The 24,207-nt window shown below is 64.9% G+C and carries 21 protein-coding genes; all 21 read left to right on the top strand.

The genetic code is table 11. The annotated features are described in order from the left end of the window. Window positions 1-155: 155 nt before the first annotated feature. The 21 genes from ACREPD_RS16250 to ACREPD_RS16150 all read left to right on the top strand — a co-directional run bounded on the left by ACREPD_RS16250 (window position 156) and on the right by ACREPD_RS16150 (window position 23,928). Window positions 156-1,055, top strand: coding sequence for a Mu-like prophage major head subunit gpT family protein (locus tag ACREPD_RS16250; RefSeq protein ID WP_431600293.1), 900 nt, complete (start codon window positions 156-158; stop codon window positions 1,053-1,055). A 66-nt stretch (window positions 1,056-1,121) separates the two neighbouring features. Further along, complete coding sequence (locus ACREPD_RS16245) at window positions 1,122-1,481, top strand: hypothetical protein (protein WP_431600292.1); 360 nt, start codon at window positions 1,122-1,124, stop codon at window positions 1,479-1,481. A gap of 3 nt (window positions 1,482-1,484) precedes the next feature. Further along, on the top strand, window positions 1,485-1,991 hold the full coding sequence (locus tag ACREPD_RS16240) for a gp436 family protein (protein ID WP_431600291.1): 507 nt from the start codon (window positions 1,485-1,487) through the stop codon (window positions 1,989-1,991). Further along, complete coding sequence (locus ACREPD_RS16235) at window positions 1,988-2,440, top strand: phage tail terminator protein (RefSeq protein ID WP_431600290.1); 453 nt, start codon at window positions 1,988-1,990, stop codon at window positions 2,438-2,440. Before ACREPD_RS16240 ends, ACREPD_RS16235 begins: the two co-directional genes overlap by 4 nt. Further along, window positions 2,437-2,598 (top strand): hypothetical protein, encoded by a 162-nt coding sequence (locus ACREPD_RS16230; protein ID WP_431600289.1) that lies wholly within the window; start codon window positions 2,437-2,439, stop codon window positions 2,596-2,598. The genes ACREPD_RS16235 and ACREPD_RS16230 overlap by 4 nt, the downstream gene beginning before the upstream one ends. 3 nt (window positions 2,599-2,601) lie before the next feature. Beyond that, a complete protein-coding gene (locus tag ACREPD_RS16225; RefSeq protein WP_431600288.1) occupies window positions 2,602-3,579 on the top strand; it encodes a phage tail tube protein in 978 nt (325 codons plus the stop codon). Between the two features lie 149 nt (window positions 3,580-3,728). Then, window positions 3,729-4,088, top strand: a complete 360-nt coding sequence (locus ACREPD_RS16220) for a hypothetical protein (protein WP_431600287.1) — start codon at window positions 3,729-3,731, stop codon at window positions 4,086-4,088. Window positions 4,089-4,153: 65 nt separating this feature from the next. Then, complete coding sequence (locus ACREPD_RS16215; RefSeq protein ID WP_431600286.1) at window positions 4,154-4,426, top strand: hypothetical protein; 273 nt, start codon at window positions 4,154-4,156, stop codon at window positions 4,424-4,426. An 8-nt stretch (window positions 4,427-4,434) separates the two neighbouring features. Next, on the top strand, window positions 4,435-9,426 hold the full coding sequence (locus ACREPD_RS16210; protein ID WP_431600285.1) for a tape measure protein: 4,992 nt from the start codon (window positions 4,435-4,437) through the stop codon (window positions 9,424-9,426). Further along, window positions 9,423-12,245, top strand: a complete 2,823-nt coding sequence (locus ACREPD_RS16205) for a hypothetical protein (RefSeq protein ID WP_431600284.1) — start codon at window positions 9,423-9,425, stop codon at window positions 12,243-12,245. Before ACREPD_RS16210 ends, ACREPD_RS16205 begins: the two co-directional genes overlap by 4 nt. A gap of 12 nt (window positions 12,246-12,257) precedes the next feature. Then, a complete protein-coding gene (locus tag ACREPD_RS16200) occupies window positions 12,258-13,508 on the top strand; it encodes a carbohydrate binding domain-containing protein (RefSeq protein ID WP_431600283.1) in 1,251 nt (416 codons plus the stop codon). Window positions 13,509-13,510: 2 nt separating this feature from the next. Beyond that, window positions 13,511-14,005, top strand: a complete 495-nt coding sequence (locus ACREPD_RS16195) for a hypothetical protein (RefSeq protein ID WP_431600282.1) — start codon at window positions 13,511-13,513, stop codon at window positions 14,003-14,005. After that, window positions 14,002-15,975, top strand: coding sequence for a hypothetical protein (locus ACREPD_RS16190; RefSeq protein ID WP_431600281.1), 1,974 nt, complete (start codon window positions 14,002-14,004; stop codon window positions 15,973-15,975). Before ACREPD_RS16195 ends, ACREPD_RS16190 begins: the two co-directional genes overlap by 4 nt. After that, window positions 15,975-16,772 (top strand): hypothetical protein, encoded by a 798-nt coding sequence (locus ACREPD_RS16185; protein WP_431600280.1) that lies wholly within the window; start codon window positions 15,975-15,977, stop codon window positions 16,770-16,772. The genes ACREPD_RS16190 and ACREPD_RS16185 overlap by 1 nt, the downstream gene beginning before the upstream one ends. A gap of 139 nt (window positions 16,773-16,911) precedes the next feature. Then, window positions 16,912-17,706, top strand: coding sequence for a DNA adenine methylase (locus tag ACREPD_RS16180; protein ID WP_431600279.1), 795 nt, complete (start codon window positions 16,912-16,914; stop codon window positions 17,704-17,706). Window positions 17,707-17,826: 120 nt separating this feature from the next. Further along, entirely contained in the window at window positions 17,827-18,273 is a 447-nt protein-coding gene (locus ACREPD_RS16175; RefSeq protein WP_431600278.1) for a hypothetical protein, read from the top strand. Between the two features lie 275 nt (window positions 18,274-18,548). After that, window positions 18,549-19,493: an alpha/beta hydrolase gene (locus ACREPD_RS16170; protein ID WP_431600295.1), complete on the top strand. Its 945-nt coding sequence runs from the start codon at window positions 18,549-18,551 to the stop codon at window positions 19,491-19,493. 119 nt (window positions 19,494-19,612) lie between these two features. After that, complete coding sequence (locus ACREPD_RS16165; RefSeq protein WP_431600277.1) at window positions 19,613-20,995, top strand: YncE family protein; 1,383 nt, start codon at window positions 19,613-19,615, stop codon at window positions 20,993-20,995. A gap of 53 nt (window positions 20,996-21,048) precedes the next feature. After that, window positions 21,049-22,101, top strand: coding sequence for a heme/hemin ABC transporter substrate-binding protein (locus ACREPD_RS16160; protein WP_431600276.1), 1,053 nt, complete (start codon window positions 21,049-21,051; stop codon window positions 22,099-22,101). A 58-nt stretch (window positions 22,102-22,159) separates the two neighbouring features. Beyond that, window positions 22,160-23,155 (top strand): FecCD family ABC transporter permease, encoded by a 996-nt coding sequence (locus tag ACREPD_RS16155; protein WP_431600294.1) that lies wholly within the window; start codon window positions 22,160-22,162, stop codon window positions 23,153-23,155. After that, on the top strand, window positions 23,152-23,928 hold the full coding sequence (locus ACREPD_RS16150; RefSeq protein WP_431600275.1) for a heme ABC transporter ATP-binding protein: 777 nt from the start codon (window positions 23,152-23,154) through the stop codon (window positions 23,926-23,928). The genes ACREPD_RS16155 and ACREPD_RS16150 overlap by 4 nt, the downstream gene beginning before the upstream one ends. Window positions 23,929-24,207 lie beyond the last annotated feature (279 nt).

Genomic DNA, 24,207 nt, shown 5'->3' with positions numbered 1-24,207 from the left:
CATCGGCGCCAATGCCTTCGTCGCCGATGACCAGACGGTGGCCAAGACCGACAACAGCGCCGCCCGCAAGGTGGCCGGCAAGATCATCGACGTGGACGCCAGCGGCGTCTGGGTCGTCGTCGGCTGATTCCCTCTCTTCCTCGGAAAACCCTCGCATGATCATCAATCGAACCAACCTGTCCGCGCTCTACATCGCGTTCAATGCTGCCTTCCGCCAAGGGCTGGGCCAGGCCCCTACGCAGCACCTGAGCATCGCAACGCCAGTGCCGTCCACGACCGGCGCCGAAGAATATGGCTGGCTGGGTGCCTTCCCCAGCGTGCGTGAGTGGATCGGCGACCGTGTCATCAACGGCATCGAGACGCACGGTTACACCATCAAAAACAAGTCCTACGAAAGCACCGTCGGTGTGCCGCGCGACAAGATCGAGGACGATCAGTTCGGCATCTATAGCCCGATGATGCAGGAGATGGGACGCTCGGTCGCAGCGCATCCGGACGAGCTGGTGTTCGGCCTGCTGCGCAACGGCGACAAGTCCCTGTGCTACGACGGCCAGAACTTCTTTGACACCGATCACCCGGTGTTGGGTGCCGATGGCAAGACGACCACCCAGTCCAACTGGGACGACAACGGAGGCAGCGGCCAGACCTGGTATCTGCTGGACACAACCCGCGTCCTGAAGCCGATCATCCTGCAGGAGCGCAAGGCACCCAACTTCGTTGCCAAAACTGGCGAGACGGACGACAACGTGTTCGATCGCGCCGAGTACGTCTACGGCGTCGATTGCCGGCGCAACGTCGGCTTCGGCTTCTGGCAGCTCGCCTACGCCAGCCGCAAGGAGCTGACCGAGGAGAACCTGGTCGCGGCCTACACCGCGATGGCCGAGCGCAAGGGCGACCACGGCCGGCCGCTGGGCATCAAGCCGAGCCTGCTGGTGGTCACGCCGGGGATGAAGTTCAAGGCGGACAAGTTGGTCAGCGCCTCGACCCTGGCCAGCGGCGCGGAGAACGTGCTCAAGGGCCTGGTCAAGGTCGAAGACTCCGCCTGGGTGCTCTAACCAAGCCCCTCATGGCCGGCGCCAGCAGGCGCCGGCCCCTTGCCTCATACCTATTAGGAGTGGCCCGTGGCCAACGAGAGAATCATCGTCAAATCCCGCCAGGAGCGTGGGCGCTGGCGTGCCGGCAGACACTTCAACCGGCAGGGCGAGATCATTGCAGTCTCGGACCTCAAGAAGGGCGAACTGGACGCGCTGAAGGACGACCCGGAGCTGATCGTCCTGGACGCCAAGGAAGACCTCACCCCCGATGAGCTGGCGATCGCTCGCCAGAAGGCGGCAACCAAAAGCGCTGCAGGAAAGAAATCCTGGGGCGAGGCCGAGACCAAGGCGCGAGCCGCCGCTGGTCTGGACGATGCAGCCTGGGCTGCCCTGGCCCCGGCAGAGCGTGTTGCCCAGGTTGAGGCGCACCTGGTCACGGGCGACTGATCGATGAGCTACGTCACCCTCACGCAGTTGGCCGAGATCCCTGGCGCTTTGGAGCTGGCACAGGTGGCCACCGACAAGGGCCAACGCCCGGTCTCGGCCGAACTGATGGATGCCACGTTGCGTGGGGGTGATCGTAGTGCCTACGCGCCCGCCGAAATCGCCAGGGCAGACGCCGCCGCATCGCGCATCCAGGAGGCAGTCATCCAGGCGAGCGCGGTCATGGATGGATACCTGTCCAAGCGCTACCCGCTGCCGCTGGTCGAATCCAACCCCATGCTGTCCACCTGGGCGCGAGCCATTACCCGCTACCAGCTGCACACCGACCGGATCTCCGACGAGCGTACCGACCCGATCGCCCGCGACTACCGGGACGCGCTGAAGTTCCTGCAGCTGATCTCGGAGAGCAAGTTCCACCTGGGCGCCAACGATCCCACCACGGGGACCGCGAGCCTGGGCGACTTCCTGATCAATCCAGGTGACAAGGTTTTCGGTCGAGACCGCCGCCCGTGACAGTCGGTCCATTCCCAGTCATCGCCGTCATCGAGCGGCTTCGCGCCCAAGCGCCAGTGCTGCTCGATGTCGGCTCTGCCGCCGACTTGGAGACCGCGCTGGAGCAGAAGCCGACCCTGGATGCGGTCGCATTCGTTACTGCGGCCGAGCTGGGGCGTAAGCCCAAGTACACCGGGCCGCTGTACATCCAGGATTGCGACGTCACCGTGCGAATAGTGCTGATGGTCCGCAACTACGCCGGCCAGGCGGCCGGAAGCGGTGCACGTGAGCAGATGGACCTGGAAGTCATCCCGGCGGTCCGCGCGGCCCTGCTTGGCTGGACCCCGAACGATGCCTTTGACGGCCTGAACTTCCAGGCAGGAAGAGATGAGCGGTTTGCAGCTGGCTTCCTGACTACCCAACAAGTCTTCGGCACCTCCTATCGCATGCAACAACAGGTGAAGCCATGAGCAGCAAGCCCACTCCCACCGCTGGTGGTGCCTGGCGCGTTATCGACGGACGCCTGGTCAACGAAGCCGAAGCCCCCAAGCCACGGCAGCCAGCTCCCTCAACCCCACCCAAGCCGGCGCGCCCGCTGCGCCAGAACCCGCAACCCACCAAGGAGTGAAACGTGGCCCAGCCCAATCTGGAATCTTTCAAACGACGCGGCCTGGCGCTCGCTCTGCGCGCCAGTGCCAGCGTGCCGGTCGTGCCCACCGCCGCGAACAATGGCGTGCTGCTCTTCAACGGCACCAGCGGGACGGAATTCGACAAGATCGAGCGTCCCATCGACCGTCCTTTCCTTACTGGTCAGCCGTTCGCTGTTGGCGGCAAGCGGGCCTTCATCGAAGGTGAGTTCGAGCTGTATCCGCCGACCACACCAGGCGGCGCAGACGAAAGCGATGCCGACTGTGGCGTCCTGCTGCTGCCGGCCGGCATGACGGTGGTCAAGGACGCGGCTGCGAAGACCACGCGGTACAACCCGATCAGCTCCAATGTGCCGCTGAGCGATGCCAAGTTCTGGCACGCCGGCACGCTCAAGAACGTCAACGCTGCCCGCCACAACGTCACCAGCCTGATCCTCGCGGTGGGCGACCGGTTCAAGGGCAACATCCGTGTCCAGGGCGACTACGAGACCATCGGTGAGGACGGCCTGCCCGAACTCGCGCTGCCGGCCACCGTGCCGACCGTGGCGCGCGCCGACAACACGGTCACAACGATTACCGTCGCGGGCGGCGCGCCCCTGGTGTGCTGGGCCAAGTCCCTGTCGGTAGACGTGGCCAACACCATCACGCCGAAGGAGTACACGTCGCACAAGGAAACCGGCATTACCGACCGGGCACCAACCTGGACGGCACGCATCGCCAAGACTGCCCTGGCCGACTTCAATCCATGGCAGATCCGCGACGACGCCAAGATCGTCCAGGTGGCACTGCGCCTGACGGAGAAATCCAAGCTCTACAGCGAGCTGGGCATTCGCGGCCAGATCGAGACGGTCAACGAAACCGATATCGACGGCGACTATGGCTGGGAGCTGTCCGGTCCGTGCGTGGCCAGTGATGCAGGCGGGGACGAGCTGTATATCGAGTTCGGCGACGCAACCCCGTAAGCCGTTACACTTCCGCCCCAGAAGCCCCGCCCAGTGCGGGGCTTCTTTTTTCAATGACGCGTGTTAGTCCCGACCGGACAGCACTCTTGGGCAAAGTGGCCTGGTCCCGATCAAACGGGCTTTGAAACCACTTCCCAAGGACTTCAAACATGCTGCGTCTTTCCAAAACCGACTCCGTGCTGCTGCCGGTGACCCTGCGCATCCCGACCGACAAGCCGGGCGCCTTCAATGAAGGCTCCATCGACGTCCTGGTCAAGGTGCTGTCCAAAGAGCGCCTGAAGGAAATGAGCGAACAGGAAGTCAGCGACGCCGACCACATCAAGGAATTCGTCAAGTCGGTGACCGGCCTCGGCGATGCCGACGGCAACCCGATCACTGGCGAGGAAGCACTGAACGAGGTGCTCAACGGCACCTGGTCCAACTTCCTGCAGACGGCAATCCTGCAGGCCTACTTCGGCCAATTCGGCGAGGCCCGCGTAAAAAACTCGAAGACGTCGCGCGGGCGCTGATTGGGAAGGGTCCCCGCACTGGCGGTACTCATCGGACCCATGAACCCGATGAGGCCGTCAGTGCGATGGACTTCCTGCGCGACGGCGGCAACTCGGCCGATGCCGATGAAGTAATCCACGTCCTGGGGGAGAACTGGGACGCGGTGCGGGTCTTCCGGCGCTGCCGGCCCAGGTGGATCACAGGCTTCCATGCACCGGTCTACGACGGCATAGAAGCGACCGAGATCCGAGCCGCAACCAGCCTGCTTGGTATCCGTCGCACTGACATCCCTGATTTGCTCGACCGTGTCGACGTCTTGATTCGCACAACCCGCGAAGCCCGATCCGAGGCTGCATAGGTGCCCCAGTGAACCCCACCGTCACTCTCCGTCTCACTGCCGACAACAGCCAGCTTGTTCCCACCGTGCGAGCATCTGAGGCTGAGGTGAAGCGGCTGGGCACCAGTGCGGCCACTACCGGGCAGCAGGCTCAACGCGGCAGCACCGGCATCACCGCTCTTGGCAATGCCTCGGAGGGTGCATCACGAAAAGCGTCCGCAATGGGCGCGGCACTGAACGTGGCACGCTCGGCGATGGGCGCCTATCTTGGCGCCCAGTCCGTCTCAGCCCTCATATCGATGTCGGACCAGTACGCCAACATCTCCGGCCGGCTCCGGCTGGCCACCGACAGCCAGAAGTCCTACGCCACGGCTTCGGCGGAGGTGTACGCCATTTCCCAGCGCACGTCGACGGCCATGGAAAGCACCGCGACGCTATATGCACGACTGGCCCAGTCGACGGCCGAGTACGGCGTGAGCCAGCAGCGGCAGTTGGCGCTTACCGAGACGATCAACCGCTCGTTCACGATCTCCGGCGCCAGCGCCACGGCCGCCAGCAATACCATCACCCAGTTCACCCAGGCCCTGGCGGGCGGCGTGCTGCGCGCTGAAGAGTTCAACTCGGTGGTGGAGAACTCCCCGCGCCTGGCGAAGGCTTTGGCCGACGGCATGGGCGTTGGCATGGGCGAACTGCGCAAGCAGGTTAACGATGGCCAGGTGACGATCGACAAGCTGGTCACGGCACTGGAAAGCCAATCGGGCGCGATCCAAGCCGAGTTCGAGCGCATGCCGCTGACGGTAGAGCGCGCCATGGTGCAGCTGCGCAACAGCGTCACCAAGTACGTTGGCGAGACATCCAGCGAGCTGGGTGCGGGCGGCGCCCTCGCTGAGGGCATCGCGGTCTTGGCGCGAAACATGGACCAAGTCGACAAGATTGTTGGCGTGCTGGCCGTGGCGTTCGGAGGCCGCTTGGTCGCCAACCTGGTCCAGGCGACGGCCGCCAAGATCACAGCAGCGGCCGCGAGTCGCGAGCTGGCCAGGCAGGAACTGGTCGCCGCCCAGGCGGCTGAGCGTATGGCCGTCGGCCAGTTGTCCATGGCGCGCGCCGGCATGGGAGCAGCGGGCGGTGTCGTTGCTGCCGAACAGGCGGTTGCTGCCGCCCAGTTGCGCACCGCCGCAGCGGCTCAGGCTTCCTCAATCGCACTGACGGCGAAGGCAGCGGCCATGCGCGGCCTCAATGTGGCCATGGGGGCGTTCGGTGGGCCTGTAGGGCTGGCCATCACCGCATTGACCCTGTTCGTCATGTGGATGAAGAACAGCAAGGATGAAGCCGACCAGTTGGCTTCCAGCGTCAAGCAGGGCTTCCAGTCCGCAGTGGACACCCTGGGCGGCTTCAAGACCGATGAGGCCAACCGCCAGTTCGCCAGCCTGGCCGAGTCGTACAAGCGCGTTGACGAGGCACAGGAGCTGGTGGAAAAGAGCGCCAAGCGCGTTGACCAGATCACCCAGGAGAATCGAGCGAGCCAGCAGGAATACGGGCTAGTTCTGGACTCCCAGCGCCAGGCCCTGGCCGATGCAAATCGGGAGCTGCAGAAGGCCGAGAACGCACACGCGAACTTGGACAGCGCGGCCAAGAAGAACATCGGCAGCTACGTCGACCTGATTCTCAAACAAACCGGGCTATCCACCGCCACCAGCGCCCAGCGCGCCGAGACTGAGAAGGTAGTCCGTGAGCTGGCCAGTGAAGGGCAGACCCTCGACCAGCTGAAGCCGCTGCTCGGGGAACACATGCGTTCCACCTATGGTGTGGAGGCGGCAAACCGGTTAGCCGGTGCCAGCTTCGACCAGGTCGCTACTGCCGCGCAGGCATCAGGCGGTGCCATCAAGGCCGCCCTGCAGTCGATCAACGAGGGTCTGGATAAGCAGATTGATACGCTGCAGCTGCAGCTTATCGAGAAGACCCAGGGCAAGGCAGCTCGCATGCGTGCCGAGTTCATCAAGAGCGCGGCCGGTAAGGGCCTGGACCCTACCAGCGCCGAGTATCAGCAGGCTCGCGCCAAGAACGAGCAGATCATCCAGCTTTCCAACTCGCTGGACCAGCAGACCAAGGCCACACAGTCGCTGTCCCGTGCAGAGTCAGACGCCAAGCGCGCCAAGGAAGAGAACGACCGTCTGGTGAGGCAGCAGGCCGACTCTCAGGCCAAGTACACCGCCGAAGCTGCCATGGCGGCGGCAGAACTGCGAGGCCCACTTGCGGCAGCGCAGGAGCAGCACGCGCAGCGCATCAAGGAACTGGATCGCGAGCTGGAAAAGCACAACATCACCCTTGCTGCGCGCAACACCCTGGAGAAAGCATCGGCCGCGGAACTGGCGAAGCAGGATGCTGAGCTGACCAAACGGAAGCAGGCGCCCACGGCTCTCCTCGATACCATGAGCGGTGAAGTCCGCATGCTGGGCGTTCTGGGCGAGGCGCGCGAGCGCTATGCACGCCAGTTGCGCAATGAGCAGGACATGCTCCAGGCAATCAACGAGGCCAACGAGGCGGGCGCCGGCATCAATGCGGCGACAACCCAGCGATTGGTCGAGCAGGCCCGCGCTTGGGCCGATGTGTCCCTACAGGTCGAAAAGCAAACGGCCAATCTCCAAGAGTGGGCGGACGTCGGTACTCGCGGTGTCGCCGACTTTGCCGATCTGTTTGCTGACACGTTGAGCGGCAACTTGGATGACTCGGAGGGCTTCTTTGATCGGCTGAAGGACATCTTCAAGCGCGGGTGGCGAGACGTACTGCGCACGCTCCTGGAACAGAACATGGTCCGCCCCTTCCAGGAAGCGCTCACCAATGCCATCAACGGCGCCTTCTCAGGTGCGGCTAACGGTTCCGGCGGGACTGGGGGCAACTGGCTTTCCAACATAGTCGGCATGTTTGGCGGCGGCAGCTCTGGCGGCACCGGCACGAACTGGATGAGCAGCTTGGCAGGCTTGATCGGTGGTGGCCGCAACCTGACCGGCACCAACGCAATGAACGCCGGCAACGGCTGGATGAACTCCGCGATGAGCGGGGCCGGCTCCATGATGGGCTTCGGCAGCAACATCGGCGCGTTCTCTGGCGCAGGGGCTGGCGCGGGTGCAGGCGCGGCCTCGTCGGCCTCCATGGCTGTGCCGATCATCGGCTGGGTCATCGCCGGGATGATGAAGAACGCCGAGCTGTTCGATGAAGGCTGGGATATCGCCAACGGCGAGAGCTGGGCCGGCAAGGCGGCCACGCTGGGCGCCGTGAGCCATGCCGACGATATGTTCCGCAAGATCGGCTTCAACGATAAGACGGCATCCATCCTCTCGGGGTCTTCGATTCACTCGAAGTTGTTTGGCCGTAAGAAGCCCCAGATCCAGGCGCAGGGCATTGTCGGCTCCTACGGATTTGATGGTCTCACCGGCCAGAGCTACGCCGATATCAAGGCGAAGGGCGGCATGTTCCGCAGCGACAAGAAGTGGACCGATTACGGCCAGCTCGACAGCGCCGTGACGGACGCTTTCGGCTCCGCGATCAGCCGAGCGAAGGCGGGCGTGGTCAACCTCGCCGATCAACTCGGCGTGGATATCAGCTCCCAGTTGTCGACGGTGCGCGTGGACCTGGGCAAGGTCAGCCTCGACGCGGACCCAGAGAAAGCCCAGGCTCAGCTCGAACAGCTGATGTCCACCGCCGTCAGCAATCTTGCCGGGCGCGGCGTCGGAATCTTGGGCTTCCAGGAGTTCCTGGGCAAGGGGTTCGAGGCAGGCGACGTGATGACCACGCTCGCGGCATCCATCGAGCTGATGACCGGGAACGCCCGCGATCTGGGTCGAGCGCTGAATGCCGAGGAAGTGGACTTGGTGAAGCGCACCACCTCAATGTTCCAGCGCATGGCCAAGGCGGCAGGAACGACCATGGAAGAGCAGGTCGTGGCGATCACGACCGCTGCATCCTCCTACGGTGGTGTGGTTGGCAGCGCGCAGCAGGAAATTGCTACGGATGGGTTCAGTGGATTCGCGAAGTCGCTGCTGGCCATCCGACAGGAAGAGCGCGAGCGCACCCGGACGCTGCAGGACCAGGCCAAGGCCCTTAACGGCCTGTCGGCCCGCGAGCAGGATCTGGCCACGGTGCGCGAAGCGGCGCAGATCAAGGCCGATGCCCTGGCTCGGTCGCTGGAGTCGGAGCTGGTCGACCTGGCACTCAACCGGGTCAATGACCAGATCGAACGCCTGGGAGGCTCGATCGACGGCGCTGGCAGCAAGATCGAGGACTTCATCAATTCGCTGAAGCTGAGCGACACGCTGTCTACGGATACCGATGCCCAGAAGCGCGGGACGGCCGACGACCTGATGGCCAGCGCCGCCGCGTCAGGGAACATCGACAGCTTCACCCAGTACGCTCAGCAGTTCCTGCAGGTCAGCCGAAACCTCAACGCCAGCGGCGCCGGCTACCAGGCCGACTACGCCCGCGTTCTGGAGCTGGCCAACTCCCTGGGCGGTGATGGCACCTCCTCCTCGCTGGAGCAACTCTACGAGCAGCAGAAGACCCTGCAGGTACGCCAGGAAGCCGCCGCGCGCCTGGAGCGCGCACAGCGTATCGCCCAGGGCGTATCCGACCTCGCTGGAGTGCGCGGTACCGATCCTCTGGAGATCCTGCGCAGCGTCACCGGGATGACGGCCGAGGACCTGGCCGCCGACCTGGGCCTGACCACCGAGCAGCTGGGCAAGTACCTGGCGGAGCAGCAGACCGACATTTCCGACTTGGCCGACATCCTCTATGACCTGCCCAAGCGCATCGCCCAGGAAATGATCACGGCGTTGGTCGATGGCGTCCCGTCGTCTTCGACAGCCGGCACAGGCGCAGGCAATGGCGCCAGCTCGGGTGGCGGAGTTTCGGTTGGTGGCAACCAGGCTGGAGCGAACAACGCGCTGCTGGAGGTTTTGCTGCGGGTGGATGGCGGCATTCAAAGCCTGGTTAAGACCGGCAAAAACGTGGTGACACAAGCCCTATGAGCCGTCTCGTTCTCCTGGTCGATATCGGCCCCGATCCGTTGCCGCAGATTACTCCGGTAAGCCGCGCCCCGATCAACTGGGCGCCGCCGCCGAAGGCTGCAGTGGTGGTGCCACCCCCAACTGATGTCGAGGTCAAGCCAGGCACCGACAGCATCACGATCACCTGGTCGGCTTCCCCGCTTCCCGGCGCGGAGTACGTTGTGTGGCGCGCTGCAGACGTCAGGGGCGCGCCTGGAGCGTGGGAAATCGTGACGCGCACCACCGACACCAGGTACACCTACACCGACACAACTGGAGCAGTCAGTTGGTGGAAGATCACCGTCCTGGTCAACGGTGTTTCTTCTGGCGATTCCGATGGGTCACCCATGACCCCAGTGGTCCCGCCGACCACCGCTGAGCTGATTCTGATCCAGCAGCGCCTAGACAAAGAGACGGCAGATCGTTTCGAGGCCGTTGCAGCCGAGAGCCAGGCGCGCGCAGATGCGGTCGCCGATCTGGCCGAAGACCTGTCGGACGCAGCCCGGCTGAGCGCGGAAGGCATCGCCGCCAACGCAGCTGCGATCGCTGCGGAAGCCAGTGAACGCGCATCAGCCTTGCTCAACGAGCGGCTGGAGTGGAAGGCTGGGCTGAGCCGGGAGGCCGCCATTCGTGAGAATGCAGACGAGTCACTGGCCTACGCGATGTCACAGGTTTCTGCCGGCAGTGGCACCCAGTTCGACAGCCGCAATATCTGGTACTTCGATGCTACCAGCGATGGCTGGACTTGCAACGGCGAGCCATCGGTTGTCGATGGCTGGCTGCGGCCGGCGGACGCGACCAGCTTCCCCTATCTGCAGTCGCCCGATGGGTTGGACATCGACGGCGGCGCATACCGGTTCGTAAAGCTGCGGATCAAGAGGGTCGGCAGTCCTGTGTGGGCCGGACGGCTTCAGTGGGCCACGGCGGCAGCTCCAGTCTGGAGCGACACCCGCGCAGTGACCGTTCCTGAGCCGGTTTGGGACCGCGACGGCGTGGCCACAATCGACTTTCAGGACGTTGGCTGGTGGCCCTCTGTCCTCAAGCAGATTCGGATTCAAGTCGGTGCTGCGCAGGACGAAAGTGCCCACCATCTGATCGACTGGGTAGCCATCGGTCGTCCGACGCCTGGCGCCGGTGTCGCGCTTGTTCAACAAGAGGCTGCAGCCCGGATAACAGCAGACAGCGTGGAGGCGACGCAGCGAGAGTCTCTTGCGGTGCAACTTCGGGGTGACTACGAAGGTGATGACCTGTCCGGACTCACCACCGGCCTGATTGCTTCCGAGCAACTCGCCCGTATTGATGGGGACGAAGCGGTCATGCGGGTGGTGGAGGTTATACAAGCTCGTATGCCTGAAGGCGACGAGTCACTTGCCACCGAAGCCAGTGTGGTATCCGAGCGGGAAGCGCGGTTGGAGGCGGACCTGGCGCAGGCGAAGGTATCGCAGGCAATCCAGGCCCGCCTACCGGACGGAGACGGCGCTGTCGCGTCAGTAGATGCCTTAGACAGCGTCACGGGGCGAGTGGAGAATAACGAGCAGGGATTGGTTGCGATGGGAGAGCGGGTCGTCTCGATGACTGCCCAGCTCGACGGGACGCATGCTGGCGATGAAGACACATTTGCCGGCGACGACGACACGTACGCTGGAACGATTACGGTCTACACCGTCATTGCGGACGGTGACCGCGCCGTCGGCAAGCAGGTCGAACTAGTCGACGCCAACCTGGGCGCTTTCAAGTCATCGGCGACGAGCCAGTTGGTAGCGATGGCCACGGAAGTGGCGGCGTCTGCAGAGAAAGTGGATTCAGTGCGGGTCGAGTTGGAGGGGAAGGCCTCTACGGAGTCTTTGAGCCAGCTGCGCAACTCTGTGGAACAGAACGCAGACGGAATCGTGGCGGTCGCCGAAGGCCTGCAGTCGGTGAGGATTGATTTGGGCGGCAAGGCTAGCGCCCAGGTGGTACAGGGCATGGAGACGCGCGTCCAACAGAATGAGCAGGGGCTGATACAGGTTCTGGCGCGAGCATTCATGCAAGTAATGGCGGATGCCGGTGGCGGCCCGCTGATCGGCGGCATGGTGATCGACAACAACGGGAGCGTCGTCAATACCCGGTTCCTGAGCACGACGTTCGAGGTAATCGCACCTGGTGCTGCCAATGGCATGGAACTGCGCGACGGGTATCTGCGGGTTTGGGCAGGAAATTCCCAGCGAATCATCGGCAACGGGTTCGGAGCGGATGGTCTGATGGACTACTTCGGCCCCAACGTGGGTGTTGCAGCAGCCAACAAGCTCAACGCCAAAATGTGGATGGATCGCAACGGCGACGCCTACTGGGGCGGCACGTTGAGGGCTGGCGCGATCAACAGCTCTGGGCAGTTCAACCTCAACAACGCCAACTGGGACAGCGCCAGCAACATCAGCGTGGTCCACGCAGGCTCGCAGGGGCGCACCAAGGTGGTGCTCTGGTCGGCCAGGCTCAGCGCCGAGGTGATTTCGTTCGGGAATTCGCCCCAGCCCACCCGCACGGGGACGATGCGCCTTCGCGTTTGGCGCGACGCCGCGCTGCTGTGGGACGAAAGCATCACCGCCTCATCGGTGAACGTCTACGAGGGGGACAGCAACCGAACGCTGACCACCCAGACGTGGCAGTGGCCACAGCGGTCGTTCACCGACACGACCAATGCCACCGGAAACATCCCGTACCGCATGCAGATCGATTTCGTTGGGGGAACTCGCTACGACATCCCCGCATTCGTGGTCGGGGCAGAGGCCAGCGTCGCGGTGCTCAACATCATCGAAAGCTAAAAGGAAACAACTATGACGCTCCGGCTCATCGACCTGGATACCCCAAGACCGAACAATCATCGCGGCGATCCGACGCGCACCGCCAACGCGATAACGAATGAGAACATGCAGGAGATCGGCCAACGCTTGAATTCGCTGGAGGACGGAGGCCCTGCGGTCGGTCAGCGTTTGGACGCCCTGGAGCAGGAGCAGCAGCAACTTGGCGATGTGCAGCAACAGCTGGGGCAGGCGCAAGCTGCTACCGACGAGCTGCTGGCAACGAGCACTGAAGCCATTGGGGTTGAGTTGTCGCGGACCGCCTCAAGGATCGTGCGCAGAAGTAGGCTGATCAACGGCAACTTTGACATCGCCCAGGAGCGCGTGTCTGGGACCGTCACGGCCGCTGCGCCTTACACGGCCGATCAGTGGCAGGTTTCGTCCTCGGCTCCCGGCGTCACTTGTAACTGGGGCATCGGCGCGCCGGCAGTTGGTGAGATAAAGGGCGCCACACGCTTCCTCGGCTACAACGTGGTTGCCGGTGCTGGCTCGGCATGGATGGGCCAGCGAATCGAGGGCGTTCAGACGCTGGCCAATGGCAAGGCCACGGTGTCGTTCTGGATGCGCAGCAATATCGCAGGCAAGAAGGTGGGGCTGACGTTGCAGCAGGTGTTTGGCTCTGGCGGTTCGGGGACGGTGCAGACCGACGGCGACGTGGTCACCCTGACCACCAAGTTCGCTAAGTACACGTACACCTTCGACGTACCGTCCATCGCTGGAAAGATCTACGGGGCGAATCACAACCTGTTCCTGCTCTTCTTCCTGTGCGACGGCAACTATTTTGACGGCCAGCTCGCCAATCAATCTGGGTTGTTCGAGCTGGCCCAGGTGAAGCTCGAGGATGGGGACACGGCCACCCCGTACGACTTCCGAGATGTGCAGGAAGAACTGCAGGACTGCGAGTGGTTCTGGAGGAAAAGCTACGACATTGGCGTTTCCCCCGGCGCCATCTCTGCTTTCGGCCGTTGCGGCGAGTTCATCAGCGTCACTCGTACGGGCGCCAGCGCTCACCTTGAAAAATTCCCGACCCGGATGCGCACCACGCCCGCTGTCGTGATCTACGCGTCGGAATCAGGCGCGGTGAACCAGGTTTCGCAGCACGACGGCACCAACACGGCAGTCAACAGCTTGGCAGCGGTAGGAGAGACGGGGTTCCAGGTCTCTTACACCAACGCCGCCGGCAAGTACGGCGCGTCCTTCCACTACACCGCGAACGCGAGGCTTTGACCGTGTATCAATTCACTTCCGACCCCGACATGCTGCTTTGCCTCGAAACCGGCGCTTGGATACCACGTGGTCACCCTGACTGGCCGAGCAAGTGGCTGTTGTCTAACACGCCGGCCCCTGTCCCGCCGCCGTTCTTGCCAAACAGCCCGGAGCATCATCGCGCCATCCGGGACGCTGCTTGGGCATGGATGGCTGGCGAGGTGCAGGACCGCCAGTACGACAGCATCGAGACCTGTGTTGGCTACTACAACAGTGGCGTAGCTCGGTATCGGGAAGAGGCTCGTGCCATGGTCGCGTGGCGCGATGCGGTGAACCAGGCACTGGAGGCCATGGTGATGGCGCCGCCGGCGGGTGTGGTGACGTGGGAGCAGGTGCAGGCGCTGCTGCCCCAGCCAGAGTCGTTCGCTTGGCCGGAGAAGGCTGACCTTCAGCTGCGCACATCTCTGCTTGAGCCGTCTGGCCCTGAGGCTCCATCGATCTTGGAGTGCTCGGCATGAGTCGGGCCGTTGGCCGTTGGTCCTCAAGCCCCATCGGTGTGGACTTGGGTGTGGAGGACGGTGGGCTCACCTTGGTAACCCTTGCCGCCTCAAGTATTTCCCGCCTGGGAAGGAGCAACATCGCACACGACTCGGGAACGCACGGCGTGGAGTTCAGCTTCTGGGGCGACGATGAAGTGCAGGCCACAGTGGGTGCCGTTATGGCCACTGCTCCCATGTCCGCCGAAGTGGGCTTTGCGGGAGGCATCGGCTGGCGCCTGCACGCCGGCGAGATCATCGCCAATGGCGTCGTAGTGGCGTCCGGCATTGAGGTGCCGTTGAAAGGCCAGACTATCGGAATGCTGCTGACGGTTGGCACTCCTTCGCGCGTTGTTTTCTACCGCGATGGTGCCGACGTCGCGACCTTGCAAGCCCCGGTAGCAGGCGCGGTCTACTTCGCTGCTTCAATGGCCAGCACCAAGCCGGGCGGGCTGCGCTGCGTCGTCAACGCGGGAGAGTGGCAGGGCCTTAGCCCGGCTATCGCTGCAGGGTGGTTCGCATCTGAAGCCCCAGCGGCGGCGTTGCGCCTGGCAAGCGAGGACTACATGACCGGAGAAGCCGATAGCCCAGCAAACGTAGCCTATGTAGGAGCCTTGGCCGGAGATGGGCTTGATACCGTGGCCAGCGTGAGCTTCTGGCCGTGGGACAACATCTCGCGTCCGGGAACTGGCCAGGTGCGCGTTCTCGACGCGGAGGGGATGCTTGACGGGGCAGCGATCGGTGCCTTGCGCAATCAGCCAGTGCGCGTTCGCCAGGTCATACAGGGCGGTTCGCTGGCAGATGCCATCCCTGTCGCCCGCTTTGTCCTGGATCGCATCGATATTCAAGATGATGGCAGCAAGCAGCTTGTGTTGCGTGACGCCCATGATGATCTTGATGCGCCGCTGAGTCGGGCTGTGTTTCTCCCTGCCCAGGGCGATAGCGTCGCGTGGCAGGCGCAGCCGGCCGTAATCGGGACGGTGCGCAGCATTCCAGGCTTCAGCGTGAACAGTGACGGTAGCCAGCAATGGCTTTCCGATGCGCCCTTGGCCAGCATTGCGGCCGTGCTGGACCGTGGTGCCCATATCGAAGCTGGGACAGGGTTTTCGCTCGCGGCTGGCGGGCAGCACCTGGTCCTTTCCTCGCCCCCTCTGGGGCCGGTAATTGTCGACGCATCGACGCGACAGGGCATGGCGCCTACTTCACTCCGCCAGGCATTGGAGGACGTTTTCAGCCGGATCGGAAAAAGCGCATGGTCTGGTGCCGACGCTGATGCGATTGACCAGGCCACTGGCTACGCAGGTGTGGGTTTTTACGGCGCGGACGGCGCCACCCCCCGCGATGCACTGGCTGCACTCCTTTCCAGCTATGCATCCGATTGGTGGCAGGATCACGAGGGCGTTCTTCGCCTGGCGCGCCTAGTCGATCCCGATTCAATCAGCGATGGAGATCTGGACTTCGTGATGGATTGGCCTGAACTCGCGGAAGATCTGGTTGTCTTGCCGGATTTGGCGCCGAACCTGTCCAGGCGCATGGCATACCAGCCAAACGCCGTCGCGCTTGGGGCTGGCGAAATGATCACAGACTTGGTGCAGCTGCCGCCCTCGGTGCGCCAGCAATTGTCTGGCGAGTGGCGGGGCGTGGCCTACGGTGGGGGCTTGCTTCCCCAGCGCTACGCCCATGCGGATACGGCGGCGCCGATGCCGACCCAGTTCGACCGGCGCGAGGATGCTCAAGCGGAGATTGATCGAGTGATCGCGATATATGCCGTGCCGCGCAACTTCTATGCGGTCAGGGTCAACGGCCGCACTGATCTGCGCCTGCGGCCTGGTCAAGTTGGTCGTCTGTCCTATCGCCGGTACGGCATGCAGGACGGGCGGAATGTACTGGTGTCGGGGGTCAGTACGAACCCGATAACCGGCGAACATGTGTTCAAGTTCTGGGGCGCCTGATGCTTATTGGATACGGAAACCTCGCACTCACTCCTGCAGTTGATGGTGCTGCGGCGGTAAACCTTGCCGCCCTGGTTGACGGACACCCGGCCCGCGTAGCGCGCATCATGGGCGGAGTCGGCAGCGTTCGGCTACGTCTCGACTGGAGCGGTCCAGCCGACATCCGGATCGTTGCCGTACTGGGCATCACTTGCCCCGCCGGCACCTCTACTGTGCTGACCGGAAAGCGTGCGGGCGATAGCGGCTACGCGCGGGCATTGGGCGGCAACACCGACCTGCAGGAGGTTGTATCGCTGCCTGACGGCAGCCGCGCTGCCTGGTTCGTCCTGGATGAAGGGATCGAGCCGCTTGTGGGGCTGCAGCTCGAAGTCATGGCTGGCGCTTTCGACGTAGGCGAGTTCGTCGTGCTGCAGGGGGTTGAGCTTGGGCACCAGACGGAGTGGTCGGTTGAACGGATCGACCCCAGTCTGCGCGAGCGGACCCTCGGCAGCGGCGTCAATGTCGTTCTCCGGCGGACCTATCGGAAGCTGCAGATGACCTTCACGCCACTGGCCCTTGCCGAGATGCGTGGGCAGGGGTTGGCCAATGGCATGGACTTGGATGCGCTGGGATACGCCGTAACCGGCGGCACCCGCGTTGCCGCGATTCCGCGCTGGAGTCTGCAGGGCGGCGTCGTTGACGTCACGGAACTGCACCGCACAGCGATCTACGGCCAGGCCGCGCCTGGTCAAGCCAGCCACCTCGGCGGGAACTACTACAGCAGCGGCTGGGCCTTCGAAGAGATCCCGCCGCTTTGAAACAGGGTGGGGACAATCCGCTTGCAGGCGGACCGTCCCCACCTCAATACACGCGTTGTGCCGCGTGCCTTCGGCCAAGACTCTGTGCCCTCGCGAGGACAGGACCATTCTGGCCAACCCCTATCGCACAGACTGAGACATGCCCCTACCGATATTCCCCTGGCCTGGCGGGAAGCGCCGCCTGATCAAGCACCTATACCCCCATTTCCCCGCGCACAACACGTATGTGGAGGCCTTTGCTGGCGGAGCGGCCGCCCTCCTTATGAGGCCGGTCCCCGCCCAGCTCGAAGTCCTCAATGACATCAACAGCGACCTGGTGACCCTCTACCGGTGCGTCAGGCACCACCTGGAGGAGTTCGTCCGGATGTTCCGGTGGTCCTTGGTGAGCCGCCAGATGTTCGAATGGGCCGCCATGGAGCGGCCGGAGACCCTGACCGACATCCAGCGGGCCGCTCGCTTCTACTACCTGCAGAAGCTGTCGTTTGGCGGCAAAGTGGAGGGTCAGAGCTTCGGCCTGGTGGCCGGTGGCCACGGGCCACGGTTGAACCTTCTGCGGATCGAAGAAGAGCTAAGCGCGGTCCACCTTCGGTTGGCCAACGTAGTGATCGAGCGGCTCCCCTGGCAGGATTGCGTTCGCCGGTACGACCGCCCTGAGACGCTGTTCTACTTGGACCCGCCGTACTGGCAGACCGAGGGCTACGGGGTGGACTTCCCGTTTGACCAGTACCTGGCCATGGCCGACCTCATGCGGTCCTGTGAGGGCAAGGTGATCGTGTCCATCAACGACCACCCAGAGATCCGCCAGGCCTTCGCCGGCTTTGACCTGGTGCCGCTACAGCTCAACTACACGATCGGTGGGGGCGGTGGCCGGGACAAGCAGTTCGGCGAGCTGATCATCAAGAGCTGGGACGACCGCCAGGCGACTCTGTTATAGCAGTGAAACAGGTCCAAAACACCAGTAAAACAACCGCATAACGTTGATTTAAAACAGTTTTAAAGCGGGTTTTTGCTAGGTAGACTCGAAGTGCGCATTCGGCGCAGAAGGAGATAGAGCATGACGGAAGTTTCGGAAACCCAAGCGCTGGAAGAAAAACAAAGCATCAGCATCCCTTGCCGCTCCCCAGATCCGATGTTGTTGGATCTGGTGTTGGTGGCCAACCATGGATTTGGATTTGGCGTCACGCTCACTGTGGGGGGGGTGCTGGTCAGCGGCAATGTTGTCTCGGGTCGGCAGTACGTCCAGTTCATCCTGGATGAGGCGATCGGCAATGGCGTGCAGGATGAGACTGTGCGTGTGGCGCTCCACAACCGGTTCAAGGGCTATCTCGATCTGTATCCGGTAGAGGTGCCCGACGACCAGTCCACCCCTACGTTCATCCACCTATGCAACGCCAAGTTCTACGCCCCGGGTAGTTCTGACTCGATCCCGAGTGGCGAAGGGGTGCTCTGGAGGGGGGCCATCACCGACGTCTCCGGGTTCTTCTTCGGGGTTCTCGGCTAAGAAAAGGCCCCGCGAATGCGGGGCCTTTTCGTTTGCCGAAGTGTCCTTTCGTTGTTTCAAACCATGTGTCCGCGTTTCGCAAACCCCGAGTCCGCCTACAGCCAGCGTGGCCGAGGCGCGGGAGGAAGAATCGGGTTGCGGCAAGTGATACCCATTCGCATTTACGGTACACTGGGCTGATCGCCTTGCCGTGAGTCGTGCCTGCCGTGCTTTCCTGCCTGATCCCTTCGTTGTCCCCCTGGCTTCGCACCGTTGGCGTAGCGGCGGCACTTGGCATGGTCGCGGCGGCACCGGTCGCCGCGCAGCAGCGTAATCCGTTGCAGAAAGTGGGTGAGACGGTCCTCGACCAGCCCGCGCAGAGCTACCGCTTCGAGCGTTTCGTGATCGAAAGCGGTACGCCGGCACGGCGTTGGCGGGTGAACGTTGGGTTGCCCACGCAGAAAGCCGCCACGGCAGCGCCGGTGCTGTACATGCTGGACGGCAACGCGGCGGCGATGGTCTTCGACCAGGCGCTGCTCGCCGACCTCGCCGCGCATGCGGCACCGGTGCTGGTGTTCATCGGCTACGACAACGACCTGCGCATCGATTCCCCGGCGCGAACGATCGACTACACCGCCTGGGTGGATACCGCCGACGATGAGAACGGCGCGCCGCAGTCCAGCGGCGGCGGTGCGCAGGCCTTCCTCGACGTAATCCAGCAGCGCATCAAGCCGGAAGTCGAACGCCGTGCCCGGGTGGACCTGAAGCAGCAGTCGCTGTGGGGCCATTCGCTGGGCGGGTTGTTCGTGCTGAGCACGCTGTATACCCAGCCGACGGCGTTCCAGAACTATGTCAGCGCCAGTCCGTCGCTGTGGTGGAGCCAGGGCGCGCCGCAGGGCGCGATGGAACACCACTTCATTGCCGAACCATCGCCTGCTCGCGTGTGGCTGATGCTGGGCGGCGACGAGCGCAGCGGCAACCGCGGCGTGCGTGACATGACCAACCCGCGTGTGGTGGCGCATCTGCGCCGGATCGCGGGTGCAACGCCGGATGCGGCCTTCACGCTGAGCCAGCGCCTGGCCGCGGTGCCCGCTGTTCAGGTGAGCTACCGCGAATTCCCCGGGCTCGGCCACGGGCCGATGTTGCCGGCGTCCCTGAAGGCGACCCTGGCCGCGCTGTATGGCGCGGCCGACCGCAGTGCCGCGCCGTCCGCTACGGCGGCGGACGCACCTGCCGATTGACCGCGTTCCCCCTTACCCAGGCAATGCGTGGCCCCGTGCCACCGCCGCAGCGACGCGGCCACGCCAAGGCAACCCTTGTGACACGCGCCGCTGGCGCGCCCCTACAGAAGGAGTCTGCTATGTCCCGATTCGTTTCCCTTCCGCGCGTTGCCGCGTTGAGCCTTGCACTGTCGCTGCTGACCGGTGCGGTGTCCGCCGAGCCGGTGTTCGATGCGCCGGCCAACGGCTTCCGCGGCACGGTCAGTGCCCGCAATGAGAATGTGGTGGCCGGCAGCACCGCCGAAGTCACCGGCCGCGCGTTCGTGCCCGGCCAGCAGGTGACGCTGCTGCGCGGTGAGACCGTGCTCAATGCCACGCCCTATGTGGTCGACGCGCAGGGCAACTTCAAGGCCAGCGTGGTCGTTCCGCTCGACGCCGTGCCCGGCCAGCACCCGCTGGTGGTGCGCGCGAGCCAGCCGGCGGCCGCCACCGTGGTGGCGCTGCGGGTGTCGCCGAATCTGCCGCTGAGCGGGCAGCAGGACTTCAGCCAGCGCTCCGGAAAGCTGGTGCAGGGGCTGTACCAGAGCAGCTACAGCGCCGCGAGCAACGCGTTGTTCGTGACCTCGGCCGTCGGCCGCCCGCCGGTGACGCAGTCGCAGCTGTTGAAGGTGGACCCGAAGACGCTGAAGGTGGTGAAGGCGATCACACCGGCGCAGGTGCCCGACGCGAAGGGCGGCAGCGTGTTCGCGGTCTACGGCGTCGGCGTGGACGACGCCAACGGCAACGTGTGGGTCAGCAACACCCGCCAGGACACGGTGGCGGTGTATCGCCAGTCGGACCTGTCGCTGGTGCACCAGTTCCCGGTGGGCGCGGTGCCGCATGCCCGCGACGTGGTGGTGGATGCCAAGCGTGGCAAGGTGTTTGCCTCGGCCGCCGGTGAAGACCATCTGTCGGTGTTCGATGCGAAGACCTTCGCGGCGCTGAAGCCGATCAGCCTGGCCTCGGGCGTGGACGACGAAAAGTTCGTGCCGATGAGCCTGGTGCTGGACGAGGCCGGCGGCAAGTTGTTTACCGTGAGCATCGGCACGCCCGAGGCGGCGGTGATCGACGTCGCCAGCGGCGAGGTGGACAAGGTGATCGACCTCGGCAACGCGATCAGTGCATCGGGCGTTGCCTTCGATGCGAAGCACAACCGCCTGTACGTGGCCTCGCAGGGCACCGACAACCTGCTGATCGTAGACGTTGCCAGCGGCAAGGTGCTGCACGATGTCGCGGTGGGCGCGGGCGCGTTGAATGTGGCCTTCGATCCGGTCGCCGGCCTGGCCTACGTCACCAACCGCGGCGCCGGCACGGTGACGGTGGTCGATGGCGCCGGCAAGGTGGTCGGCAACCTCGATGGCGGCACGTTCCCGAACCATGTCCGTGAGGATGGCAAGGGCAATGTGTTCGCGGTCAACAAGTCGCGCGGCGCGGAAGACCCCAAGGGCGACCGCATCACCCGCATCACCCCGACCCGTCGTTGAGTGTCCCTGCGCGCGGGGCAACCGTCCTGCGCGCGCTCCATTGGAGAGGTTTTATGTTGAGTCTTTCGTCCGCACGCTGGAGCGTGCTCGTGCTCGCCCTGGCGGCTGTGCTCGCCGGCTGCGGCGGCAAGCCCGCCGATGCCGTTGCGCCAGGTGCCGGCGCTGATGCGCCGGCTGCTGTGGCCGGCGCCACGCCGGCCGCACTGCCACAGGGCTGGCTGCACCTGGTCGGCGCCGATGTGCCTGCCAGCACGGGCCTGACGCCGGTACTGCCGATGACGGTGCGCTCCGACGACGGCGAGCAGGTCACCGTCACCGATACCACGCGGATCGTGGCCGGTGGCGACGATGTGATCGCGGTGATTGAGGCATTGGGCATGGGCGGGCAGGTATATGCGGCGCCGCTGCGCTCGGCCACCGAGGCCGGCCGCAAGGCGCCGAAGCAGTTCCTGTTCAACCGCACCACCGGCGTGGAAGGCGTGCTCAGCCTGGAAGGCTCGCTGTTCCTCGGCAACAGCCTGCGCCGCCACACCGAGCTGGCCAAGAAGCTGCGCGGCGCGGGCGAGGCGGCCGTCGTGATCGATGATCTGCAGCCGGCGCCGGACAAGGTGCGCAAGGTGGCGGCGGCACTGGGCGTTGCTGCAGCGGGTGAAGCACTGGCGACGAAGGTACAGGCGCAGTTGGACGAGGCGGCGGCGATTGCGGCCGCCAGCACGCGCCACCCGCGGGTGATCCATCTTTCGGCCACCGGTGCCGGCGGCGCGCCCACGGTGGCTGGCGCCGACAGTGCGTCCGGCGCACTGATCGCACTGGCCGGCGGCGTCAACATCGGCACCGAAGCGGGCGTGGCCAATTACTCCGCGCTGAGCAACGAAGGCGTGGTGGCGGCGGCACCGGAGGTGATCCTGGTGACGGAAAACGATCTGCAGCTGTTCGGCGGCGAGGCGGGGCTGTGGAAGGCCTACCCGACGCTGAAGCAGACCCCGGCGGGTGCGGCCAACCGGGTGTGGGTGATGCCGGACGTGCAGTTGAAGGCGGCCAGCGTCGGCTCGGGTAGCGGTGCGGTGGTGTTGGCGAAGGCGCTGGCGGCGCTGCCGACGCCGTGAGGGGATGGCAGTGAGGGCGCGCAACAGGCGCCGCCGTGCAGGTGGCTGGGTGCTGGGGATGATGGCACTGGCGCTGCTGGGCGCGATCCTGGCCTCGTTCGCGGTCGGGCCGTTGCGGTTGCCGCCGCTGGAGGTGGTGCAGGCGATGGCGGTCAAGCTGGGGATGCTGGACCCGTCGCAGGTGAGCCAGCGCGATATGGCGGTGGTCTGGAACCTGCGCATTCCGCGGGCGCTGCTGGGCGCGCTGGTGGGGGCATCGCTGGCGATGGCCGGGGCGAGCCTGCAGGGGCTGTTCGGCAATCCGCTGGCCGATCCGGGCATCGTGGGGGTGACGCAGGGGGCGGCGCTCGGCGCGGTGGCGGCGATCGTGCTCGGTGCCGGCAGCGTGGGTGGCTGGACGCTGCCGCTGGCGGCGTTCGCGGGCGGTGCGGCGGCGATCAGCCTGACGTATGCGCTGGCGCGGCCCGGGAGCAATGGCGGCACGGCGACGCTGCTGCTGGTGGGGATCGCGATGGCGGCGTTCTGTTCGGCGGCGATCGGGTTCCTGACCTACATCGCGAGCGAGAGCGAGCTGCAGTCGCTGGTGTTCTGGCAGATGGGCTCGCTGGCCCAGGCGGATTGGGCGGACGTGGCGGCGGCGCTGCCGGTGTTCGTGCTGGGTACGTTCGCGCTGTTACGGCTGGCGACGCCGCTGGACATGCTGGCGCTGGGGGAGCGCCAGGCGCAGCACCTGGGGTTGGATGTGCGCCGCACGCGGCTGAAGCTGATTGCGTTCAGTGCGCTGCTGGTGGGTGCGGCGGTGGCGTTCGCGGGGTCGATCGGTTTCGTGGGGCTGGTGGTGCCGCATGTGGTGCGGATGCTGGTGGGGCCGGGGCACCGTTGGTTGCTGCCGGTGTCGGCGGTGACCGGCGCGTTGCTGATCGTGGTGGCCGATACGGCGGCACGCACGCTGGATCCGCCGGCCGAAATCCCGCTGGGGTTGTTCTCGGCGGCGCTGGGGGCGCCGTTCTTCCTGTGGCTGGTGCTGCATCAACGCCGGAGCGGTGCGGTATGACGGCGCCCTTTCTTCAGCTGGACGGGGTGGGGGTGCGCTACGGCGAGCGCCAGATCCTGCACGACATTCACCTGGGTTTCGTGCCCGGCACGTTGACGGCGTTGGTGGGGCCGAATGGCGCCGGCAAGTCGACGTTGCTGGCGGTGGCCAGTGGCGATGTGGTGGCCGATGCCGGCAGCGTGGTGCTGCACGACCGGCCCATCGCGCAGTGGAAAGCGATGTTGCTGGCGCGCGAGCGCGCGGTGATGCCGCAGGACCATGCGGTGCGCTTTGCGTTCACGGTGGAAGAAGTGGTGGCGATGGGGAGGCTGCCGCACCCTGCCGATGCGACGCGTGATGCGGCGCTGGTCGAGCACGCGCTTGGCCAGGCAGAGATGCACGCGCTGCGCCAGCGCGAGGTGCAGACGCTGTCCGGCGGCGAGGCAGCACGGGCAACGTTCGCGCGGGTGCTTGCACAGGACACGCCGTTGCTGCTGCTGGACGAGCCGACGGCGGCGCTGGATCTTCGCCACCAGGAGCGCACGCTGCGCGCGGTACGCGGGCTGGCCGATGCGGGCGCGTGTGTGATTGTGGTGGTGCACGATCTGAACCTGGCCGCGGGCTATGCGGACCGCATCGTGCTGCTGGAGCAGGGCAGGGTGGCGGCCGATGGCACACCGGACGAGGTGTTGACGCGTGAGCACATCGAGCGCGTATACCAGCAGCCGGTGCTGGTGCTGCGGCACCCGCAGCGCAACGTACCGCTGGTGGTGGTGGCAGACTCGGCGCGGTAACGCCGAATGCATGGCACCCACCGGGCACACCCGACTGGGCGCACCCGACTGGGTAGAGCCGACTGTTAGTCGGCTGCTGTTGCGAACGGCAAAAGCGAACGCTGCAAACTCCCACGCGCTGGGCCGGCGGCGGTGGGTTTGCGGGACACGCCGTGAATACGTCCGTGTAGGCTTGTAGAAAACTTGCGCGTGTACGCAATCCTGCGTACACGGCAAGACCGGGGTTGGGCGTCCTGCCCAACCCGTCCGGCGCATGCGCCGGACCCATGTTTTCTACAG

It is taken from the genome of Stenotrophomonas sp., from assembly GCF_050737075.1.
GTDB lineage: Bacteria > Pseudomonadota > Gammaproteobacteria > Xanthomonadales > Xanthomonadaceae > Stenotrophomonas.
This window is presented reverse-complemented; position numbering and strand designations above follow the sequence as displayed.